Source organism: Halorubrum laminariae, from assembly GCF_024494655.1.
Classification (GTDB): domain Archaea; phylum Halobacteriota; class Halobacteria; order Halobacteriales; family Haloferacaceae; genus Halorubrum; species Halorubrum laminariae.
Genome location: NZ_JANHDL010000003.1, coordinates 120,411 through 138,816 on the forward strand (window position 1 = coordinate 120,411; position 18,406 = coordinate 138,816).

At 66.9% G+C, this 18,406-nt stretch carries 20 protein-coding genes; 9 read left to right on the forward strand and 11 right to left on the reverse strand.

Annotated elements, in window-relative coordinates:
• Positions 1 to 35: 35 nt before the first annotated feature.
• The 3 genes from NO887_RS06685 to NO887_RS06695 all read right to left on the reverse strand — a co-directional run bounded on the left by NO887_RS06685 (position 36) and on the right by NO887_RS06695 (position 2,633).
• Complete coding sequence (locus tag NO887_RS06685; RefSeq protein WP_256417699.1) at positions 36 to 998, reverse strand: ATPase; 963 nt, start codon at positions 996 to 998, stop codon at positions 36 to 38.
• Entirely contained in the window at positions 995 to 1,276 is a 282-nt protein-coding gene (locus tag NO887_RS06690; protein WP_256417700.1) for a DUF5827 family protein, read from the reverse strand. The genes NO887_RS06685 and NO887_RS06690 overlap by 4 nt, the downstream gene beginning before the upstream one ends.
• A gap of 100 nt (positions 1,277 to 1,376) precedes the next feature.
• Positions 1,377 to 2,633, reverse strand: coding sequence for a KaiC domain-containing protein (locus NO887_RS06695; RefSeq protein ID WP_256417701.1), 1,257 nt, complete (start codon positions 2,631 to 2,633; stop codon positions 1,377 to 1,379).
• A gap of 223 nt (positions 2,634 to 2,856) precedes the next feature.
• On the opposite strand from NO887_RS06695, the gene NO887_RS06700 reads away from it, so the two are divergent.
• Both NO887_RS06700 and NO887_RS06705 read left to right on the forward strand, forming a co-directional pair.
• Complete coding sequence (locus NO887_RS06700; protein WP_256417702.1) at positions 2,857 to 3,684, forward strand: NAD(+)/NADH kinase; 828 nt, start codon at positions 2,857 to 2,859, stop codon at positions 3,682 to 3,684.
• 52 nt (positions 3,685 to 3,736) lie between these two features.
• On the forward strand, positions 3,737 to 4,417 hold the full coding sequence (locus NO887_RS06705; protein WP_256417703.1) for a TVP38/TMEM64 family protein: 681 nt from the start codon (positions 3,737 to 3,739) through the stop codon (positions 4,415 to 4,417).
• Between the two features lie 378 nt (positions 4,418 to 4,795).
• On the opposite strand, the gene NO887_RS06710 is transcribed toward NO887_RS06705, so the two are convergent.
• The 3 genes from NO887_RS06710 to NO887_RS06720 all read right to left on the reverse strand — a co-directional run bounded on the left by NO887_RS06710 (position 4,796) and on the right by NO887_RS06720 (position 6,482).
• Complete coding sequence (locus NO887_RS06710) at positions 4,796 to 5,518, reverse strand: DUF4382 domain-containing protein (RefSeq protein ID WP_256417704.1); 723 nt, start codon at positions 5,516 to 5,518, stop codon at positions 4,796 to 4,798.
• A gap of 1 nt (position 5,519) precedes the next feature.
• Positions 5,520 to 5,807 carry a hypothetical protein gene (locus NO887_RS06715; protein WP_256417705.1) on the reverse strand — a complete coding sequence of 96 codons (288 nt, stop codon included), beginning with the start codon at positions 5,805 to 5,807 and terminating at the stop codon, positions 5,520 to 5,522.
• Positions 5,808 to 6,119: 312 nt separating this feature from the next.
• Complete coding sequence (locus NO887_RS06720) at positions 6,120 to 6,482, reverse strand: DUF5518 domain-containing protein (RefSeq protein WP_256417706.1); 363 nt, start codon at positions 6,480 to 6,482, stop codon at positions 6,120 to 6,122.
• 130 nt (positions 6,483 to 6,612) lie between these two features.
• On the opposite strand from NO887_RS06720, the gene NO887_RS06725 reads away from it, so the two are divergent.
• From NO887_RS06725 to NO887_RS06735, 3 genes are all read left to right on the forward strand, one after another.
• Positions 6,613 to 7,602 (forward strand): hypothetical protein, encoded by a 990-nt coding sequence (locus tag NO887_RS06725; protein WP_256417707.1) that lies wholly within the window; start codon positions 6,613 to 6,615, stop codon positions 7,600 to 7,602.
• Between the two features lie 7 nt (positions 7,603 to 7,609).
• A complete protein-coding gene (locus NO887_RS06730) occupies positions 7,610 to 7,936 on the forward strand; it encodes a WNWW family protein (protein WP_465262002.1) in 327 nt (108 codons plus the stop codon).
• A 119-nt stretch (positions 7,937 to 8,055) separates the two neighbouring features.
• Complete coding sequence (locus tag NO887_RS06735) at positions 8,056 to 8,232, forward strand: hypothetical protein (protein WP_256417709.1); 177 nt, start codon at positions 8,056 to 8,058, stop codon at positions 8,230 to 8,232.
• Between the two features lie 63 nt (positions 8,233 to 8,295).
• On the opposite strand, the gene NO887_RS06740 is transcribed toward NO887_RS06735, so the two are convergent.
• The 3 genes from NO887_RS06740 to NO887_RS06750 all read right to left on the reverse strand — a co-directional run bounded on the left by NO887_RS06740 (position 8,296) and on the right by NO887_RS06750 (position 11,620).
• Complete coding sequence (locus NO887_RS06740; protein WP_256417710.1) at positions 8,296 to 9,363, reverse strand: type II glyceraldehyde-3-phosphate dehydrogenase; 1,068 nt, start codon at positions 9,361 to 9,363, stop codon at positions 8,296 to 8,298.
• Between the two features lie 137 nt (positions 9,364 to 9,500).
• Positions 9,501 to 11,258 carry a tryptophan--tRNA ligase gene (locus NO887_RS06745; protein WP_256417711.1) on the reverse strand — a complete coding sequence of 586 codons (1,758 nt, stop codon included), beginning with the start codon at positions 11,256 to 11,258 and terminating at the stop codon, positions 9,501 to 9,503.
• Positions 11,259 to 11,326: 68 nt separating this feature from the next.
• Complete coding sequence (locus NO887_RS06750; RefSeq protein ID WP_256417713.1) at positions 11,327 to 11,620, reverse strand: hypothetical protein; 294 nt, start codon at positions 11,618 to 11,620, stop codon at positions 11,327 to 11,329.
• 354 nt (positions 11,621 to 11,974) lie between these two features.
• Here NO887_RS06750 and NO887_RS06755 point away from each other — a divergent pair, with 354 nt between their 5' ends.
• Positions 11,975 to 12,160 (forward strand): hypothetical protein, encoded by a 186-nt coding sequence (locus NO887_RS06755; protein ID WP_256417714.1) that lies wholly within the window; start codon positions 11,975 to 11,977, stop codon positions 12,158 to 12,160.
• A gap of 128 nt (positions 12,161 to 12,288) precedes the next feature.
• A complete protein-coding gene (locus NO887_RS06760) occupies positions 12,289 to 14,898 on the forward strand; it encodes a hybrid sensor histidine kinase/response regulator (protein ID WP_256417715.1) in 2,610 nt (869 codons plus the stop codon).
• A 63-nt stretch (positions 14,899 to 14,961) separates the two neighbouring features.
• Here NO887_RS06760 and NO887_RS06765 read toward each other — a convergent pair whose 3' ends face one another.
• Complete coding sequence (locus NO887_RS06765) at positions 14,962 to 15,357, reverse strand: OsmC family protein (protein ID WP_256417716.1); 396 nt, start codon at positions 15,355 to 15,357, stop codon at positions 14,962 to 14,964.
• Between the two features lie 122 nt (positions 15,358 to 15,479).
• Here NO887_RS06765 and NO887_RS06770 point away from each other — a divergent pair, with 122 nt between their 5' ends.
• Positions 15,480 to 16,343: an aldo/keto reductase gene (locus NO887_RS06770; protein ID WP_256417717.1), complete on the forward strand. Its 864-nt coding sequence runs from the start codon at positions 15,480 to 15,482 to the stop codon at positions 16,341 to 16,343.
• Between the two features lie 12 nt (positions 16,344 to 16,355).
• On the opposite strand, the gene NO887_RS06775 is transcribed toward NO887_RS06770, so the two are convergent.
• On the reverse strand, positions 16,356 to 17,708 hold the full coding sequence (locus NO887_RS06775; protein WP_256417718.1) for an adenylosuccinate synthase: 1,353 nt from the start codon (positions 17,706 to 17,708) through the stop codon (positions 16,356 to 16,358).
• Positions 17,709 to 18,051: 343 nt separating this feature from the next.
• Between NO887_RS06775 and NO887_RS06780 the strand changes: the two genes are divergently transcribed.
• Positions 18,052 to 18,357 carry a hypothetical protein gene (locus tag NO887_RS06780; RefSeq protein WP_256417719.1) on the forward strand — a complete coding sequence of 102 codons (306 nt, stop codon included), beginning with the start codon at positions 18,052 to 18,054 and terminating at the stop codon, positions 18,355 to 18,357.
• The last annotated feature ends 49 nt before the right edge of the window (positions 18,358 to 18,406 follow it).

Here is an 18,406-nt window from a genome sequence, read left to right on the forward strand (position 1 = left end):
GGACGCGTCACCCCCGTCGTCTTGCTTCTGCGGCGCTACACCGCCTCGAACAGTTCTTGATACGCCGGCCCGTACGCCGACGCCACCCGGTCCGGGTCGCCGCGCCGGTCCCCCCCGAGCGCCGGGAGGTCGACGGTCGCGAGCGGATCGATCATCGCCGTCACCGCATCCGTGTGTTCCTCGCGCGTCCCCTCGCGGGGACTGCCGGACGCCACGTCGCGAGCCTTCGCGTATCGGTCCCCGGCATAGATCCGCGCCCGGCCGGGGTCCACGACGGCGACCGCGTCGGGCTCGACCGGGCCGTCTCGCGGGAGCGGGCCGGCGACGTCCGCGTACGACTCGACGGCGACCGGAACGCCGGCTGCCGCGGTCGCCGAGACCCGCTCTGTGAGGCGATCGAGGGCAGGGAGATACGCGGCTGCCATCACGTCGTTGAACGCGGGCACGCTCTCGACCCGAGTCCCGTCCGCAAGCGGGAGCCTGTCCCCGAGTTCGTCCGGGAGGAGACCGGACGACTCGGCCGCCCCGTTGACGACGAACCGTGTGTCCGACGCTGCTGGACCGCTGTCCGCGGCGGGATCGTCGTCCGCATCGGAGTCATCGTCCGCCGCGGGGACGGTCACTCGGTCACAGAGAAACGTCCGGTCAGCGTCGCCGAGCATTCCGGTTCGGTCCGGCGTCGGTCGCCACAGTCGGTGGATCGGGTTGATAGATTCGGGCGTGATGACATCGGGGCCGCCGGCGAGCGCCAGCGTGCTCGCGGCGGCGAGGCGGCGGGCGTCCTTCCCGTAGAGTCGCCCCGACTCCGTCGCAATCTCGTAGTCGTCGTGGTCGAACCAGAAGTCGTTGCCGGCGCGGGGCTTGACCCCGATGGCGTCGCCGACGCGGTCGGCGAGCGCGCGCACGAGGCCGGTCGAGAACGTCGTCTTCCCCGCGTCGACGCGTGCGCCGCCCGCGACGAGAACGACCGGCGCGCGATCGCTCCGTTCGCTGATCACGACTCGACGGCGGCCGGGTCGAGGCCGTAGTAGCCCGGACCGTCCTCTGTCAGGGGTTCGGCGATCACCATGTCGTCAGCGTGGGCCATTACCCACGGGATCGCCCAGTCGATCAGCACGGCTTCGGTGTCGGGATCGACGTCGGCGTCCGGTTCCAGCCCCTGAAGCAGCCGACCGATCTCCGGTATCGTGTACATGAGATCGGGTTCGAACAGCTCTGCGGGCTCGTAGAACTCACACGGGAACGTCTCCTCGAACGTGTCCTTCGGTTCCGGCATACGCGAGGGTACGCCCGCGGCTCCGTAAACGGTGCCGATACGGGATCAGCGATCCGACCGTGTCGCTGCGAGATCAGCGATCGATCCGAGCGAGACGGCGTCAGAAGATGTTTGCCTGATCGTACACCGAGATGCCGGTATCGGTGATGTCGTACGGCTTCGTCTCCCGGGAGTGGTTCGCGTCGCGGATCTTCTGGATCTCCACGGCGAGCCGCGTCTCGCGGAAGTCCGACCCTCGGACGTACTGCAACACGAACACCGCGTCGGTCAGGTACTCGACGATGCCATGGCGGGAGGCGTACGGCGACTCCTGACTCGCCTCGGAAGTGAGGAGTGTCGTCACGCCGGCCTCCTTCAGCGACCGGGTGAACCCGAACACCTCAGAGCGGCGCTTCGACGGATGGTCGTACATCATCTCCAAAAGCGAGACGGAGTCCAACACCAGTCGGTCGGCGTCGAACTCGGCGATGAGCCGCGTGAGGTCGTTCCGGATGGACGCGAGCGAGTTCGCCATCTCGATCGGGTCGATGGCGACCACCGCGAGCCGACCTTCGGCGGCGTGGTCCTCGAAGGACCACCCCTTTTCGGCCGCCGTCGACAGGATCGACTCGCGGGTCTGTTCGAGCGTGATGTACACGCCCTTCCCGTCGGATTCGAGCGCCTCGTTGAGAAACTGGAGCGCGAACGTCGTCTTTCCGGTCCCCGCGCCCCCGATCACCGAGATCAGCGACCGGGCCGGGACCCCGCCGAGGATCATCTCGTCGAGCCCCTCGATCCCCACGTCGATCCGGGGGATCGCCGACTCGAACTCGTCCGGGTCGATGTCGAACCCCGCGGGATCGGCGTTGCCCGCCGTGCCCGGTTCGTCTCCGCCGCCGAACTCCGCGAATCCGAACGCGTCGTCCGGCGAGGGGGCGGTTTCCCGGTAGCCGCCGAATGGGTCCGCGTCGCCGAACGGATCGTCTCCCCCCGTCGCGTATTCGGTCGTCTCGCCCTCGGACTCGATGTCGGTAGTGGGCTCACCTCCCGATCGATCGGCTCCGCCCGCCGCACCGCCGAACGGGTCTGCGTCGCCGAACGCGTCGCCACCGAACGGCTCGTCACCGCCGTCAAAGCCGGAATCAGGGACCGCCCCCGTCTCGGTATCGGGTTCGCCAGAGCCGATGTCGCCTCCACCGTCTCGGTCTGCGTTCCGGACCCCACCAAACGGATCGTCGCCCTCTCCCGGGTCGACTTCGTCGGATCCCTCGTCGCGTTCGGAGGGTTCATCAGACCCCGCCTCGTCGTCGCCGTCGCTGTCGGCGTCCTCGTCGAGGTCGCGCAGCGCGCGCTCGAACCAGTCGTCCTCCTCGCTCATCGTCTCAGTCGGCCGTGGGGGGTCGACATGTGACGGGCAACGCGGGCGGGCGGCTTGAAACTTTCCGGGAGCGTCGCGTCTCCCGACGATCCGGTCGCGGCGGGGCGGTACGCGACGATCCGGTCGCGACGGGGCGGTACACGACGACCCAGTCGCGACGGGGGGTGCCGCCGGGCCGAGCGATGTCCGCACCCTTTTGGTCGCGCGGCGGAATCGGTGCCGCATGGACGTGGGAATCGTGGCGCGAAAGGGGAGCGATCGGGCGGTTGCGGTCGCCGCCGACCTCAGAGAGGCGGTCACCGCGGCCGGCGCGTCCGTCTGGGTCGATACAGAGACCGCGGACGCCCTCGACGGAGTGCCCGCCGGCCGACCGGTCTCAGCGCTCACCGACTGCGACCTCGCCGTCGCCGTCGGCGGCGACGGAACGCTCCTCTTCGCCGCGCGCAACGCCGGAGACACGCCGATCGTCGGGATCAACCTCGGCGAGGTCGGCTTTCTCAACGCGGTTTCTCCTGAGAACGCCACCGAGGCGGTCCTCGACGAGGTCGAAGCGTTCAACCGCGGCGAGATGGCCGTCCGCGAGGTGCCGCGTCTCGCCGCCCGGTCAGGCGAGTGGACTTCCGTGCCCGCGGCGAACGAGATTGTGATCCAAGGCGGACGACGCGGGCCGGGAGCCGGGATCGACTACGCGGTTCACATCGACGGGAGCCGGTACTCCGGGGGCCACGCGGACGGCGTCCTGATAGCCACGCCGACCGGCTCGACCGCCTACAACCTCTCCGAGCGCGGGCCGCTCGTTCACCCGAGCGTGAGCGGCCTCGTCGTCAACGAGATGGTCGCAGACGAGGGGATGCCGCCGCTCGTGACCGACATCGATTCGACAATCACCGTGTCGGTGGAGGGCGTCGACGAGGCCGTCGTGGTCAGCGACGGCCGAACTGTGACCGAACTCGACGCGCCGGCCGAGGTGACCGTCGAGCGGACCACGCCGCCGATGCGGCTCGCGGGACCACCGTCGGACTTCTTCGAGGCGCTCGGCAAACTCTCGTGAGCGGAGCGCGCGACCCACAAAGCGTTTATCGTCCGGACGGCGACCACACCGCGTGACTCGTCGGGCCGTCGTCGCCGGGTATGCCCTCGCCGCCGTCGCGGTCGCGATCTCGATCGCCGCCGCGTGGACCGCGTCGCCGGCGGCGGTCACCGGACCGCTCACCCGGCTCGCGGACCGACCGCTGTGGTTCGGCGTCGCGCTCGTGGGCCTCGCCGCGGTTCGGCCCGCCCTCGCGTGGCCGACGACCCTGCTCTCTGCCGCCGTCGGCTTCGGCTACGGATGGGGAGGCATGCCGGTCGGCGTCGCGCTCGTGACGGCGACCGCGCTGCCGCCGTACGGACTCGCTCGCTGGGGAATGTCGCGCGGTCGCGACGACCGCGCGACGGGAGTCTCGGCCCGCGTCCGTGACGTCTGCGCGCGACTGGCCGCGGTCGGCGGGGGCGCTCGAACGGTGGCTGCGACGCGGCTGCTTCCGCTGCCCTCGGACGCCATCTCACTGGGTGCCGGCGTCTCCGGGGTGGCGATCCAACCCTTCCTGCTCGGCACCGCCGTTGGCGAACTGCCGTGGGTGTTCCTCGGTGTCGCCGTCGGGGTCTCGCTCGATCGACTGGCCACCGGAGACCTCTCGGCCGTCGATCCGGCGGCGCTCGTGGCGATGGCGAGCGTCGGAGTACTGCTGCTCGCCGGGCCAGTGTATCAAACCGTCAGCGAAGAGCCCGCCATGACAGCGTGACAGTCGCGGGCGACAGCGTGACAGTCGCGTGTGACGACCACCGCAAGAACGGGCGGAACGTCGCGGGTACGGTGGGACGTTCGACCGGTCGAACGCAGCGGCCTGCGTCGCCCGGCCGAACCGAATCGTGTGCCTCCGATCGGGACCGATGCGAGCGTGCATTCCCCCGGTCCCCAGATCCCGGGACCGCTCCCAGCCCTAACCCCGAAGCCCCCCTCGCGGAGCCGTCGGTGGCCCGACAGGGGATACTTCAACGGGGGATCGAGGGATATGCACGCCGCTCGCTGGACCACGACGATCGGACACGCGTCGCCGCGTCTGCGTCGTTTCCGCCGTGTTTCGACGCGATCACCACTACTGTTCTTGTCGCTTCTGCCGTTAGCTGTCGTCGTCGCTTCCGTTGCTTTCGCCGCCGTCTTCTCCCTCATAGGAGACCTCGATACCGCTCGGCACGGGACGGAGGAGGTACGATTCGGTGCCGCGGCGGACAGGTGCGAAGTCGGCGATGAAGCTCGTTCGCGCGTTCTCTCGCACTTCAAACTGCTCATTGAACGTGAGCGGAGCGTTCCCCGGAAGATCGATGGATGCCTCATCGCCGCCGGAGAGCGTCCCGTCGACGGCCGAGACGTCAAGCTGGAGGAACTGGTAGGTTCCGACCGCCAGTTCGCGCTCGTCGATGAGTTGCGTCTCGCCGTCCTGTAGCTGGACGAGGTCTGCCTCCTGTGGCTCGTCGAATTCGAAATACTCGCGACCGGCCGGTTCGTCCTCGTCGTCTTCGCTGTCCGTCTGATTCGCGCCTCCGTCGTCCGTTTGCGTGTCGTCAGTGTCGTTTGCGCTGTCCGCGTCGTCTGCGCCGTCCGTCTGCGTTTCGTTAGCGCTGCTTTCTGCGCCCTCGGGGCCGAGCCAGATCCCCTCGATGGTGACCACGAGCGACTCGAAGTCGGCGATGTCCGCCGGCTGGTCGGTTACCCGTGTCGCCAGCGTTCCGGTCGCCGTGCCGACGCAGCCGGCGAGGCCGACGGTCGCGAGTGCGGCGGCACCGGTGGTCTGCAGGTAGCGCCGCCTGCCGAGTGCGCCGAGGTCTGTGAGCCGATCGGACACGCTAGTCTCCTCCCTCCCCGCGAGCCGCGTCGCCGGCGATATCGCTCACCGCGTCGCCGAGACTATCGAGATCGCCGGAGAGGAAGTCGGTGACGCTCCCGAGGATGTCACCGACGAAGTCGGGGACCGGACTCGGGAGGTCGCTCGGCGGGCCGGCGGTCGCGTTCGCGTCCGCCGCACCCGCCGCGTCGTCGGGTCCGGGCGCGGCAGCAGCGGTACCGGCCGCCGCACCGACGATCAGTACCGCCGCGGCGAGCGCTGCGATCAGCGTCATTCGGATAGCGTTCATAGGCACCTGCCGCTCGGAGCGCTACCACCTTTAATACCGAAAGTCGTTCAACTGATTTTCGCCCAGTTAACTCGGTTTAACCGTCCGAAGACGGGCGAACGCGGCGATCGGGTGGAATCGGTTCGAATCGCGACTCCCGCGTCCACATTCGAACCACATACGCGCGAGGTCACTCATCGCCCGCAGTTGTTCGTCGGTGGCCGTCGCCGCCGAGACGAAATCGTGCCGATAATGTCAGTCGGTACCACTTCACGTAACGAGAGTTCGGTTCGTTCGACGACCTCGATTCCGGAGGGACACCCACCGCGGCGGTCAGTCGCCGAGTACGCCGCCAATCGCGCCGGCCAGCGCGGAGTCGATCGCGAACAGGACAGTCACGAAGAGTCCCACGACGAGGACGCCGGCGCTGCCGAGCAGACTGCCGATCGGTCCGCCGACGAGTCCGACGAGCCCACCGAGAACGGCGAGCGTCAGCGTGACGACGAGCCCGCCGACGGATCCTGCGAGCAGTCCGTGCCAGAGCCCGGACCCGATGCCGCCGCCGGCGACGTACCCGGCGACGAACCCGCCGATCAGCCCCGCGCCGATGTGGCCGACGATTGGCGCGAGCGTCGCGAGCAGTCCCGCAACGATCATCACGACGAACCCGTAGCCGACCGCGCGCCAGTTGGTCATGCGGTTGCTCTCCGGGGAACGTACAAAAATCTCTTGTAGGTACAAAGCGGTCTCGACCTGCACCCCACCGCCGATGGCGAGGGCGACGCGGCGACGACGGTTTATATCGATCCGAACCGAAGACGGTCGCATGCCCTCCGGACAGCGCCCTCCGTCAGCGAGCGTGCACCCGGATGCTGCCTCCGCATCGCTCGATGAGGCCTCTGAGTCCCCTGAGGCCGCCGACACCACAGATGCCACAGACGCCGGGGATACGGCGATCGAGTGGGGACCGGTTAGCTACGACCGGATCCGCTCTGTGACCCTCGGAATCGCCGCGGTCATCGCCACGGTCGTCGTCGCATTTCTCGCCTCTCTGGTACCGGTCGTGGTGACTGGGTTCGCGGCTGAGGGCGGCGGAGCCAGCCTCTCCTCGATCGACGCGTCCACGATCGCCGTCGGCGTTCTCCTAGTGGCCGCGGCCGCGATATCGCTGCTGCCGGTCGCGGGCGTCGCGCGCTCGGAGTGGGCTCCGGAATCAGGGTCATTCCGCGAGGCGGTCGATCTCTCGTGGATTCGACCGCTGTGGCTTCTCGGAGGTGCCCTCGCTACGGTCGGGCTGTTCGTGGCGCTCCCGTCGAACGCTGTCGGCGGGCTCTGGCCGCTCGCGTGGTCGGTGTTCATGCTCCCGCAACTCCTCAGATCTACGGGGACGACGGTGCGGGTCGATCCGACCGAGGCCGTGATCGAACGCGAGAACCAGACGACCGACCGGAGTCGATGCGACGACCTGCAGGCCGTGGTCCGGACGCGGCGGATCGATCTCCCCCTGACGGCGACGACGCTCTTCGTCCTCGCGTATCGCGGGAACGCGTGGTACCGGTCGACGCCGTGGCTGTTCGTGCCGAGCGACCGAGCCGATGCGGTCGAGTCGCGCCTCGACGCCGTGCTCGCGCGCGGCGACGGCCCCGAACGCGCGACGACACCGGAGCGGGTGACGCTTGCGTTGCTCGGGTCAGCCTCGCTGGTCGTCGGCCTCGTAATCGCCGTCGCGGCCGACGAGGGAGCGGCCGGCGTGTTCTTGGCCCTGTTGACGGCACCGTTCAGCCTCCTGTTTCTCGCACTCGCGGCGCGGCTGTGACTCGAGCATCCAAGTATCGCGCCCCCGTAGGACAGGCATGGACAGTCGCCGGCTCGAACGAGAGCTTGAAGATGCCTTCGACGGAACCCAAGCAGCGCGGCGAGCCGTCGCCCGCGCGGCGACCGACCTCGCCGACTCCGAGCAGCCCTCTCGCGATCGCGGACACGCGCTCACCGTCCCCGAGGTGATAGCGAACCTCGAAGACGCTCCCGACGGGCTGTCGGTCGTCGACCGCTGGAACTGGTGGATCGGAGCGCTCGATGTCGCCTACGGCGGCTACGACTACTTCTCGGTCAGCGCTGTCGGGGACGACGCGGGCGACCTTCGGCGGTAGTTGGCGATGTCTGGGAGATACGCTGACCGATTCTCCGGAGAGTGCGCTCAACGCGACCACTTTCAGTTTCACTCCGCGGATGGCTCAGGTATAGGGGTGTTACGGCCCTCTTGTGGGGTATGAGCGCGAGCAGCCACGACCGACCGCGGTACGCGACGGCGACGCGCGTAGATGTCACGGAGTGTCGAACGGATCGGATCGTCGACCGAAGCCGAGATAACCGCGTTCGCGGGAGCGAGGTACACCTCGAGCGTCGGGGCGGACGGACGTTTCTCGTGACGACACCGACGGCGTAAGCGACGACGCCAGACAGCCGTACGCCTACAGGACCGTTCGGATCAGTCTCCGGTGTTTCCGACTCAGTCGTCGGCCGTCACCGGCGCTTCACCCGTACCGCCGTCGGCGAGGAGGCTGTTGAGCCCGACACCGAGCGCCTCGTTCGTGCGTGCGACCGACTCCGCGCGAGACACGTCTGTCACGAGCGCGCGGATCGCGTCGACGTTCTCGGGGACCACGTCGGCCTCCTGGTGGACGTTCTGGAACAGGTACAGGTCCCGCCCCTCGACGCTCACCGATTCCTCCCAGACGCAGTTCTCCCAGAGGTCGCCACGTGACCGGCCCAAGTCGGAGGCGTAGTCTTTGAGTGTCCCGGCACCGTCGATGCCGGCGCGTTCGGGGATCTGGAACACGCGGGACTGCTCGGCGAGCAGGCCGCGGACGGCCGAGGTCGACGGCTCCGTGTCGAGCGTGACGTTGACGCTGTGCGTGTGCATGCCCGTCACGGGCGCTTTGAGCGCGGCGGTGTCGATGTCGATGTCGGGCAGGATTTCGTTGACGTCTGGGCCGTGGTGTGAGGGAACCGTCGCCGGGTCCGGGATCACGTCGTTTATCGGACCGCGGTCTGTCTCGCTCGGGTCGCCGCCGCGGCGGACAAGCGTGACGCGGGCCTTTTCCACGCCGAACTCCTCGTCGAGCGGGGCGAGAATACGAGAGAGTCCGGTGCTGTTACACGAGACGACCCGGAGGGAGTCGGCGTCAGCCACCTCGTCGCCGCTCGCGCGAGCGTTGAACGAGGCGTCGGCGATCGCCGCATCTTCGCCGCCCTGATACACGGCGGGGGTGTCGTGCGCCTCGTAAACTGGGCGGTTCCGTTCGCCGATGCCGGAGGGAGCGCAGTCGACGATCACGTCGACGGCGTCGAGCAGGTTGGCGAGCGTCCCCGAGACGGTGAGTCCAGCCGTCTCGAACTCGTCGACGCGATCGTCTATCGCGGCGTATAGGTCGTAGCCCCGCCGGATCGCGGCCTCCGCGCCGTAGTCGGGACTGGTTTTCGTCACGCCCACGAGTTCCATGTCGGGTTGGGCCGCGACCGCGTCCGCGACCCGCTTGCCGATCGTGCCGTACCCGTTGACGCCCACGCGTGTCATATGCTCCATTCGAGCGGGGTGCCGCATAATGTTTTCGAGAAACGCGAATCGAAATTAACTACGGCGCGAGTAATCCATCGGTTAATTCGACGCCGGTTCGGGGCGGACGAATGTAACTCTGTTTCGGAATAGAGTTGTTAGTGGTCGCCGCCGGTCCCGCGTCGGTCCGAATCGAGATCGATGTCGAGCTCCTCCAAGAGTTCCTCGGCCTCCTCGCGCTTCGCTTGGTGGTCTTCGAGGAACTCGCGCATGAGCTCTGCGGCCTGCTCCTTGCAGCCGCCACAGAGGCGCTCGCCAGTCACGCACTCGGAGTACACCTCCTTCGTCAGTTCGTCGTCGTCGCCGGCGAGAAGGTAGGCATACAGCTCGTAGACGGGACACTCGTCGGCCTCGCCGCCGAGTTCGCGCTGCTTCTCTGCGGTGTCGCGGCCGCCCGTCGTCGCCGCCCGGACCTTGTCGTATCCGTCCTCTGGGTCGTCCAACAGCGAGATGTGGCTCGCCGGGATCGACGAGGACATCTTTCCGCCGGTGAGACCGGTCATGAACCGGTGGTAGATCGAGGACGGCTGTCGGAAGCCGAACCCGTCGTGGTCGATCTCGATTTCCCGCGCCAGCGACTCGGCCTCAGTCTCCGATAGGTCTAAGGCATCAACGTGGGCGTCGTAGACGCGCTTCTTGCCGTCAATATTCTCAATCAAGGCTTTGAATGCCTCGTCAGTGGCATTGCGATCGAGGAAGCGAGTTCGGCGCTGAAGCGGTTCCTGACCTCCAGATTTTAGCTTTTTCTGAAGAGAGTTGACAGCCTCACCGGGGGTCAATCTGTAAGGCTCCACCTCAAGTGGTACCAAAGTAGAGAGGATTTTGTTCCACTCTTCACCCGAAAATCTATGTCCGGCATCAGCTAACTCCTCTACCGATAGGTGATACTCCCTCAATCTATTCTCATCTAGGGAGACATCATCTAATTCTTTCAACAGATATGACGCTTGACGACAGGTGACGTTACCCAGATCTGCGTCGTCAACGCCAATTCTGTTGGTTTTCATCCCGAGACCTGATCTGATTGATTCCTCGACCTTCTCATAGAGCCAACTGACCAGCCGCCGTTCGTCGTCGTCGAGCTCGAAGCTCGCGAACGCCTCGGTCACCTTGAAGTAGCGCACCCGAGTCGCTAGGTCGCGGGTGAGCCGGACGTGCGGGTCTTGGTCGGGACCGACCGGGATCACGGTGGGTTTCGGCTCGTCGACGAGTTGGGGATACAGGATGTCTGCGGTCTGGGTCACGACGCTTTGCATGTGCGAGATGTTCGTCTCGCCGTCGAAGCCGTAGATTGCCTCAAACTCCGAGAAGTTCGCCTTCGAGCCGAGTTCGAACCCGAGGTCTTGGACCGCGCGGTTGTCCGACTGGCGGTATACCTCTCCCTCCTCGGCGTCGAATCCGAGTGCCAAAAGCGACAACAGGTAGCTGCGGGCGTGCTCGTCGATCTCGTCCCACGACATCCCCCGCGCGGAGTGCGCCTCCAAGTCGGCGATCAGACCGAAGGCGTCTGCGCCCCGCCGTTGATGCCAGATAATCTCGTCGAAGACGAGCTTGTGGCCGATGTGCGGATCGCCCGTCGGCATGAATCCCGACAGCGCCGCGAACGGCTCGTCGTTCGCCATCGCCTCCGCGACCGCGTCGTACTCGCGGTGACCGAAGATGACGCCGCGACGCATCAGGTAATGCGGGTCCGTCACCTCGTCGGCGACGTCGTCGAACGCCTCGATGCCGAACTCCGCGAACAGGTCCGCGTAGTCGCCGACCGACGCCGAACCCCACGGGTCGAGCGCGACGTCCTCGCTCGGTTCGCCGTCCGCGCGCTCGGTCCCGCCGTCACCGAGGGTATCCTCGTCCATACGTCTCCTCCCGTCGGTCGACGCAAAAACCGTTCGGATGGGCAAGCACCGAGCGAACCGGTCGTTCGCTACCGCGGCGACGCGATCCGCGCGACGACTCGCACCGCCGTCGCCGCGGATAGCGCCCACCCCACGAACACGAGCGCGGCCGCGAGAACGACGGACCACTCGCGAGCGGCCGCCCAGAGCGGATAGATCGCCGCCGAGTCGGCGATTCCCGACCCGATCCCCGCTGCGAGCGCGTTGGACGCTCCCGGTGTTGCGACCTCGTTCGTCCCGTCCGCGAGTGCGGTGACCGTCAGCGCGCCAAGACCGAAAAGCGGCGGGACAGACATCGCGAACAGGACGATCCCACACGCCACGGTGCGTCCGAGGCGGCCGAACCGACCCGGCACGCCTCCGGACTTCCCTCGCAGTCGTCGCGTCCGCGAGCGGCGTGCCCGCTGATAACCCTTTTCGCGTCTCCGATCGATCTCCCCCGTCCGATCGCTCGGTTGCTCCCGACCGGTGCCCGGCCGCCGCCGAGTTCGTGAGTGTCGACCGACCTCTCGCCGGTGACTCGCTCCCCGTTGCCGTCGCATGGCGGGCGTGGCCGCGGTATCACTTATAGCGAGCAGGGTCTCCGGACGCGTGCCTCGCTGATCGCCATCGTTCGTCGCGGTTCCGCCACACGTCGAGATGCGCGTCCTTTTGTCAGGGCGTCTCGTAGTCCGGACGTGACACCCCGGACGCCGAACTACCGGACGCTCCGTCTCCTGTGTGCGAACGGGGCCGGTATGTTCGGGTTCCTGTTGGCGTACGTCCTCGGACGGGACCCCGTACTCGCGGTCGCGACGGGGGCCGTCGTCGCCGCTATCGGTTACGCGGCCTCCAGCGCGGTGGTCGAGTACGCGCGCGGGTGAGTCGGTCGCGGTCGACGCCGTGGTTCCGCGGACTGTTTCGTGGATGGCAACTGCTGCGCACCGCTTTGCGACCCCCAACCGATAAATATGCGAACGGTTATCATTTTGAATCCCGTGGACACTATCGAATGACGGAACGAGACGAGGCGAGATCGGTAGCCGGCGCGACAGCGGGGTCCGGTTCTCCGATCGAGGTTCTCGTCGTGGCCGGAGACGCCGACACCGCGGACGCGACCGCGACGGCGATCGAGCGCCACGGGAGTCGGGTAACGGCGACGACGGATCCGACCGAGGCGTTCCGCGCACTCGACCGCGACTCGTTCGACTGCGTCGTGAGCGAGTACCACCTCCGCGACGGCCACGGGATCGATCTCCTCGAATCGGTTCGCGACCGGTACGCCGATCTGCCGTTCGTCCTCTTCGCCGAGGAGGAGTCGGCGACCGTCGCGAGCGAGGCCGTCTCCGCGGGTGTCGACGAGTACGTCCCGAAGGGCGGCTTTTCTGACCCGTTCGACGCGCTCGTCTCCCGGATCGACGACGCCGTGTCGCGGGCGCGAACCGAACGACAGCTCACGGCCCACCTCGACCGGATGACGGACGCCTTCTGCCGGATCGACGGCGACTGGCGGCTCGCGTACCTCAACGACCGCGCGACGGAACTGCTCGATAGAGACGCCGACGACCTTCTGGGCCGGCGGATCTGGGAGTGCTTTCCGGGCCTCGACGGGACGGCCCTCGAAGCGGAACTCCGATCGGTGATGGAGACGGGGGAACCGACGACGTTTGAGTACCATGCCGATCTGCTCGATGCGGATCTCGAGATCGACCTGTACCCCTCCGCGACCGGCCTGTCAGCGTACTTCCGAGACGTGACCCCTCGGAAGGCTCACGAACGCGAGTTGGAGGAGCTATCCGAGCGACTCCAGCTCGCCCTAGAGGGCGCTGACGTGGGCGTCTGGGACTGGGATCTTCGTACCGACAAGGTGGAATACGACGACCGCTGGGCGGAAATGTTGGGGTACGAGCCGTCGGAGATCACGCCAGATCTCGCAGAGTGGAAGGCCCGCGTCCACCCCGACGACATCGACCCGGTACGGGCGGCGCATGAGGCGCACCTCGACGGAGACACGGAGCACTACCAGTTCGATCACCGGCTGCGATCGAAGGACGGTGACTGGCTGTGGATCCGCGACCGCGGACGGGTCGTCAAGCGCGACGACGACGGCGAGCCGCTACGTGCCGTCGGCATCCACATCGACGTGACCGAAGAGAAGGAGCGCGAGCGCGCGCTCGAACGCTACCGCCGGCTGATCGACGAGCTTCCGGAGGGGGTCTGCGAATACGACGCGGAGGGACGGTTTGCACTGGTTAACGGCCACATCGCGTCGGTGTACGGGATGTCTCCCAAGGAGCTCACCGGGCGACCGAGTCCGCTCGTGGACCGCATACGCGAGATGTCGGACGGCGACCCGTTCGCCGAACTCGTCGCGGGCGACCGCGAGCGGCTGTCGGGGACGGTGGAGCTCGACCTTCCGGATCGGCCGGGGACCATCGTGGACTTCGAACTGCAGCGACTCCTGATCGATGGCGAGTTCGACGGCGTTCTCGGTATCTCCCGCGACGTGACCGACGAGCGCCGTCGCCAACGGCGACTCGAACGAACCTCGGCGCGGCTGGGGGCGCTCTACGAGGGCTCGCCGGACATGATAGACATCCACGACGAGGAGGGGCAGATCGTCGACGCAAACCGGGCGATGCTCTCAGAGCTCGGCTACGATCACGAGGCGCTCACCGAACTCGCCGTCTGGGACCTCGACGAACAGATGGAGCCGTCGGAGGCGGTCGACACTTGGGAGGGGTTAGAGACTGGCGAGACGGTTCGGATAGAGACGACGTTCCGTCGCGCGGACGGCACATCGCTTCCCGTCGAGGTCCACGTCCGTCGCATCGATGTTCAGGAGGAGTCACGGTTCCTCGCCAGCAGCCGCGACATCTCCGAGCGGAAGGCGTACGAACGGCGGATAGAGCGCGAAAACGAGCGGCTCGACGAGTTCGCGAGCATCGTCTCACACGATCTCCGAAACCCGCTCAACGTCCTCTCCGGATACCTGCACCTTGCCATGGAGACGGGCAACGACGACTACTACGAGCGGTGCGAGCGCGCGCTCGACGAGATGGAACGGCTGATCGAGGACGTGCTCACGCTCGCGCGGCAGGGTAACGCGATCGACGACGTGGGGACGGTCGACCTCCGCGAGGTCGTGACTAGCTACGCGGAAGACGAATTCGGTCCGATCGACGTTCCGGACCGATCGAACGACGGAGACGCCGCGACGGACGACGCCCGTTCGGGCGAGGACGCGTCGACGAGAGAACCGGACGCCGAGGCCGTGACGATCGATGTCGCCGTCGAGACCGATCAGACGCTGTTTGCCGACGCCGGCCGACTCAAGCGGCTCCTCGGGAACCTCCTGCGGAACGCTGCCGAACACGGCGGGTCCCGAGTCGTCGTTGGCGACCTCCCGGACGGGTTCTACGTCGAGGACGACGGCCCCGGAATCCCCGAAGACCGTCGGGACGCCGTGTTCGAAAGCGGCTACTCGACGACCGGGACGGGGACCGGATTCGGCCTTGCGATCGTCCAGAGCATCGCCGAGGCGCACGGGTGGGACGTGACGCTTTCGGCGTCGGAGTCGGGCGGCGCTCGGTTCGAGTTCACCGGCGTTGACGGACCGTAGCCTGCGGCAGCAAAAAGTAACGGTTCAGATTCGGAGGGCGTCGCTACAGCGTGCTTCCGTCGTTCAGAACGCGCCCGGATAGACGCTGATCTCCGCGTGAAGCCCCTCGCGCAGGGCGCTGTGGACGTGACAGATCCCCTCGGCCCGCTCGGCGATGTCGGCGGCCGTCTCGTCGTCGAGGTCGGCCTCGACGTGGACGTCGAACGCGATGGACGCCAAGTCGTCGTCGTCGAGCTCGGCGCTGGCGTCGATCTGTACCTTTCCGAGATCGTCCTCGCCGCGCTGGCTCCCGCCCACGCGGAACGCGGGCAGGTAACAGGAGGCGTACGTCGCGACGAGCGCGGCGTTCGGGTTCGGTCCCGTCTCGTCGGTCGCGTCGATCTGCAAGTCGAAGTCGCCGACTTGGCTCGTACAGGCGTATCCGTCCTCGGAGACGGTGGTGGTCTCGATGTCTGCCATAGTCATCGTACGCTTCGGTCGTGGCCGAATAAAGGTTGCCGACATCGACACGGCGCGCGGTCGACCGCGACGGTACGTCCGCTATCCCCACTCCTTTGAGCGTGGCGAACCTCCCCCCGACGATGGATCCCGATATCAGAAACGCCAGCGATACGTTCGAGTTCGACGACGGTACGACCGTCAACCGCCTCGGCTTCGGCGCGATGCGGCTCACCGGCGAGGACATCATCGGCGCTCCCGGCGACGAGGCGGAGGCGACACGCGTCCTTCAGCGCGCGGTCGAGGCCGGCGTCGACTTCGTTGATACCGCGGACTCCTACGGACCGGGCGTCTCCGAGCGCCTGATCGGCGAGGCGATCGACGACGATCCCGACGTGCTCGTGGCGTCGAAAGCGGGGCTGCTCCGCAACCGCGAGGGCGACTGGACCCCGCACGGCGACCCCGAGTTCCTGAAAAATCAGGTACTGTGCAGCCTCGATCGGCTCGGCGTGGACACAATAGACCTGTACCAGTTCCACCGTCCGGACCCCGACACCGACTTCGAAGCGTCCGTTCACGCCTTCGCCGAGATGAAGGACGAAAAGCAGATCGAGCGCGTCGGCCTCTCGAACGTCTCCGTCGAGCAGCTGGAGACCGCACTCGACATCGTCGACGTCGCCACGGTTCAGAACCGCTACGACGTGGGAAACCGCGACGAGGAGGCCGTCCTCCGCGCCTGCGAGAAGCGTGGGATCGGATTCATTCCGTGGGGGCCGATGTACGCGGTCGACGAGGACGAGGCCGGCCCCGTGCTCGATTCGGTCGCCGAGCGGCGCGACGCGACTCCCCATCAGGTCGCGCTCGCGTGGCTGCTCGGACACTCCGACGTGACGCTCCCGATCCCCGGCACGTCGAGCGTCGACCACCTCGAATCGAACCTCGAAGCCGCGCGGCTGGAACTGACAGACGAGGACGTGGCGGCACTCGACGGGATCGATCCGCGATAACAGAGCGCTATTTCACTCGTCGAACGGGTTCGTCAGCTCGACCGTTTCCTCGCGGTCGGGGCCGACGCCGACGGCGTACACCGGCGTGTCGATCTCGGCGGCGACGAACTCGAGGTACTCGCGGGCCGCGTCGGGCAGCGCCTCGTATCCCGCCTCGGCGACGGCGGCCGAGTCGAACGGTTTCCACGTGTCGAGCGTCTCGTAGATAGGGTCACAGCGGGCCCACCGCTCAGTCGTGGTCGGGACGGTATCGAGTGTCTCGCCATCAAGCTCGTACCCCGTACACACCTTCAGCTCGTCGAGGCCGGCGAGCACGTCGACGTGGTTGACCGCGACACCCGTGAATCCCGAGACGCGCGTGGCGTGGCGTAACATCGGGAGGTCGAGCCAGCCGATCCGCCGCGGGCGACCGGTGACTGTCCCGAACTCGCCGCCCCGTTCGCGGATGTCGTCGGCGAGCGCCTCCTCGTCATCGTCGCCGTCAAGTTCGGTCGGAAGCGGGCCGGAGCCGACTCGTGAGAGGTACGCCTTGACGATGCCGACGACCTCGCCGTCACCGACGGTCGTGACTCCGAGCCCGGAGCCGACGGCGGCCCCGCCGGCCGTCGGATTCGAAGAGGTGACGAACGGGTAATTCCCGTGGTCGACGTCGATGTGCGTGCCCTGTGCGCCCTCGAAGAGGATCTCGTCGCCGGCCTCGTGGCGTCGATGGAGGAAATCCGAGCAGTTGACGGTCATCCCCTCGTCGGCGAGGCGCTCGCCGATCGCGGTGAACTCCTCGTGGAGGGCGTCCACGTCGAACGCCTCGGCGCGATCGTCACCCGAGAGATCGAGCCCGTACACATCCTCGACGACCGCGCGCTTCTGCGGAACGGCGTACGCCAACTTCTCGCGGAGCACGACGGGATCGAGCAGGTCAGCGATCCGAATGCCCCGTCGGCCTGCCTTGTCTTCGTAGGTGGGACCGATGCCGCGGCCCGTCGTGCCGACCTCGTCGCCGTCGTCGTCGTCGGCTTTGACTTCTTCTTCGATCCCGTCCAGAACGCGGTGGTACGGCATGATGACGTGCGCTCGTCGAGCGACCCGAACGTCGGGGTCGAGCCCGCGCTCGCGCAGGTCGTCTATCTCGGTGAACAGCGTTCGCGGGTTGACGACACAGCCGTTTCCGAGTATTCCGACCGTCCCTCGGACCGCGCCGCTCGGAACGAGCGAAAGCTTGTACTCCGTGCCGCCCTCGACGACGGTGTGGCCGGCGTTGTCGCCGCCCTGATAACGGACTACGACGTCCGCGTCCCCTCCCCACCGGTCGACGAGCGCGCCCTTGCCCTCGTCACCCAGCTGGGAGCCGACGATGGTGAGTGTCATACGACCGCTGTGTTCCCTGCGGGGGGTAAAACCGATTACGGTCCACGGCCGAAAATACTGCACGAACGTGAATATCGCATTTCCTCCAGCCCCGGTTCTGTTGCTATTTGTGTACGATCTGGCGGAGAGACGGCCCGCGTTGCGTCCGCGTCGAACCCGATCGAAAGACTCGAGAGCGAATACATCGAGAGCGAACACATCGCGATCGGGTCCGTCTCACGCGGTTTCCGGGTCTCGGGACCGAACACGTTAACTATCCCCACGTCAAACTGCTCGATCGAGCGCTCTGCGGCGACGCCCGACAGCAACTTTTAAACGGGGGCATGACAAGTTAACATGTGCCATGATAGATCGACTAGAGAAGGAGGTAGACATGCTGGAACGACACCTCCAGGTCCTGCGGATGGTCATCGAAAACGAACCGATCGGCATCGTCAAGATGTCGAACGAGACGGGATACCCGCACCACAAGGTCCGCTACTCGCTCCGCGTGCTCGAAGAGGAGAACCTCATCGAGCCGTCCAGTCAGGGTGCGATCACGACCGAACGGACCCACGAGTTCGTCGACGAACTCGACGAGAAGCTCGACGAGACGGTCGAAAAGCTCGGCTCGATGCGTATCGACGACGCCGCCGAACTGGAAAGCTAAACTGACTGCCGCACACTGTCTCGATTTCTGCGTCACCTCGCCACCTCCG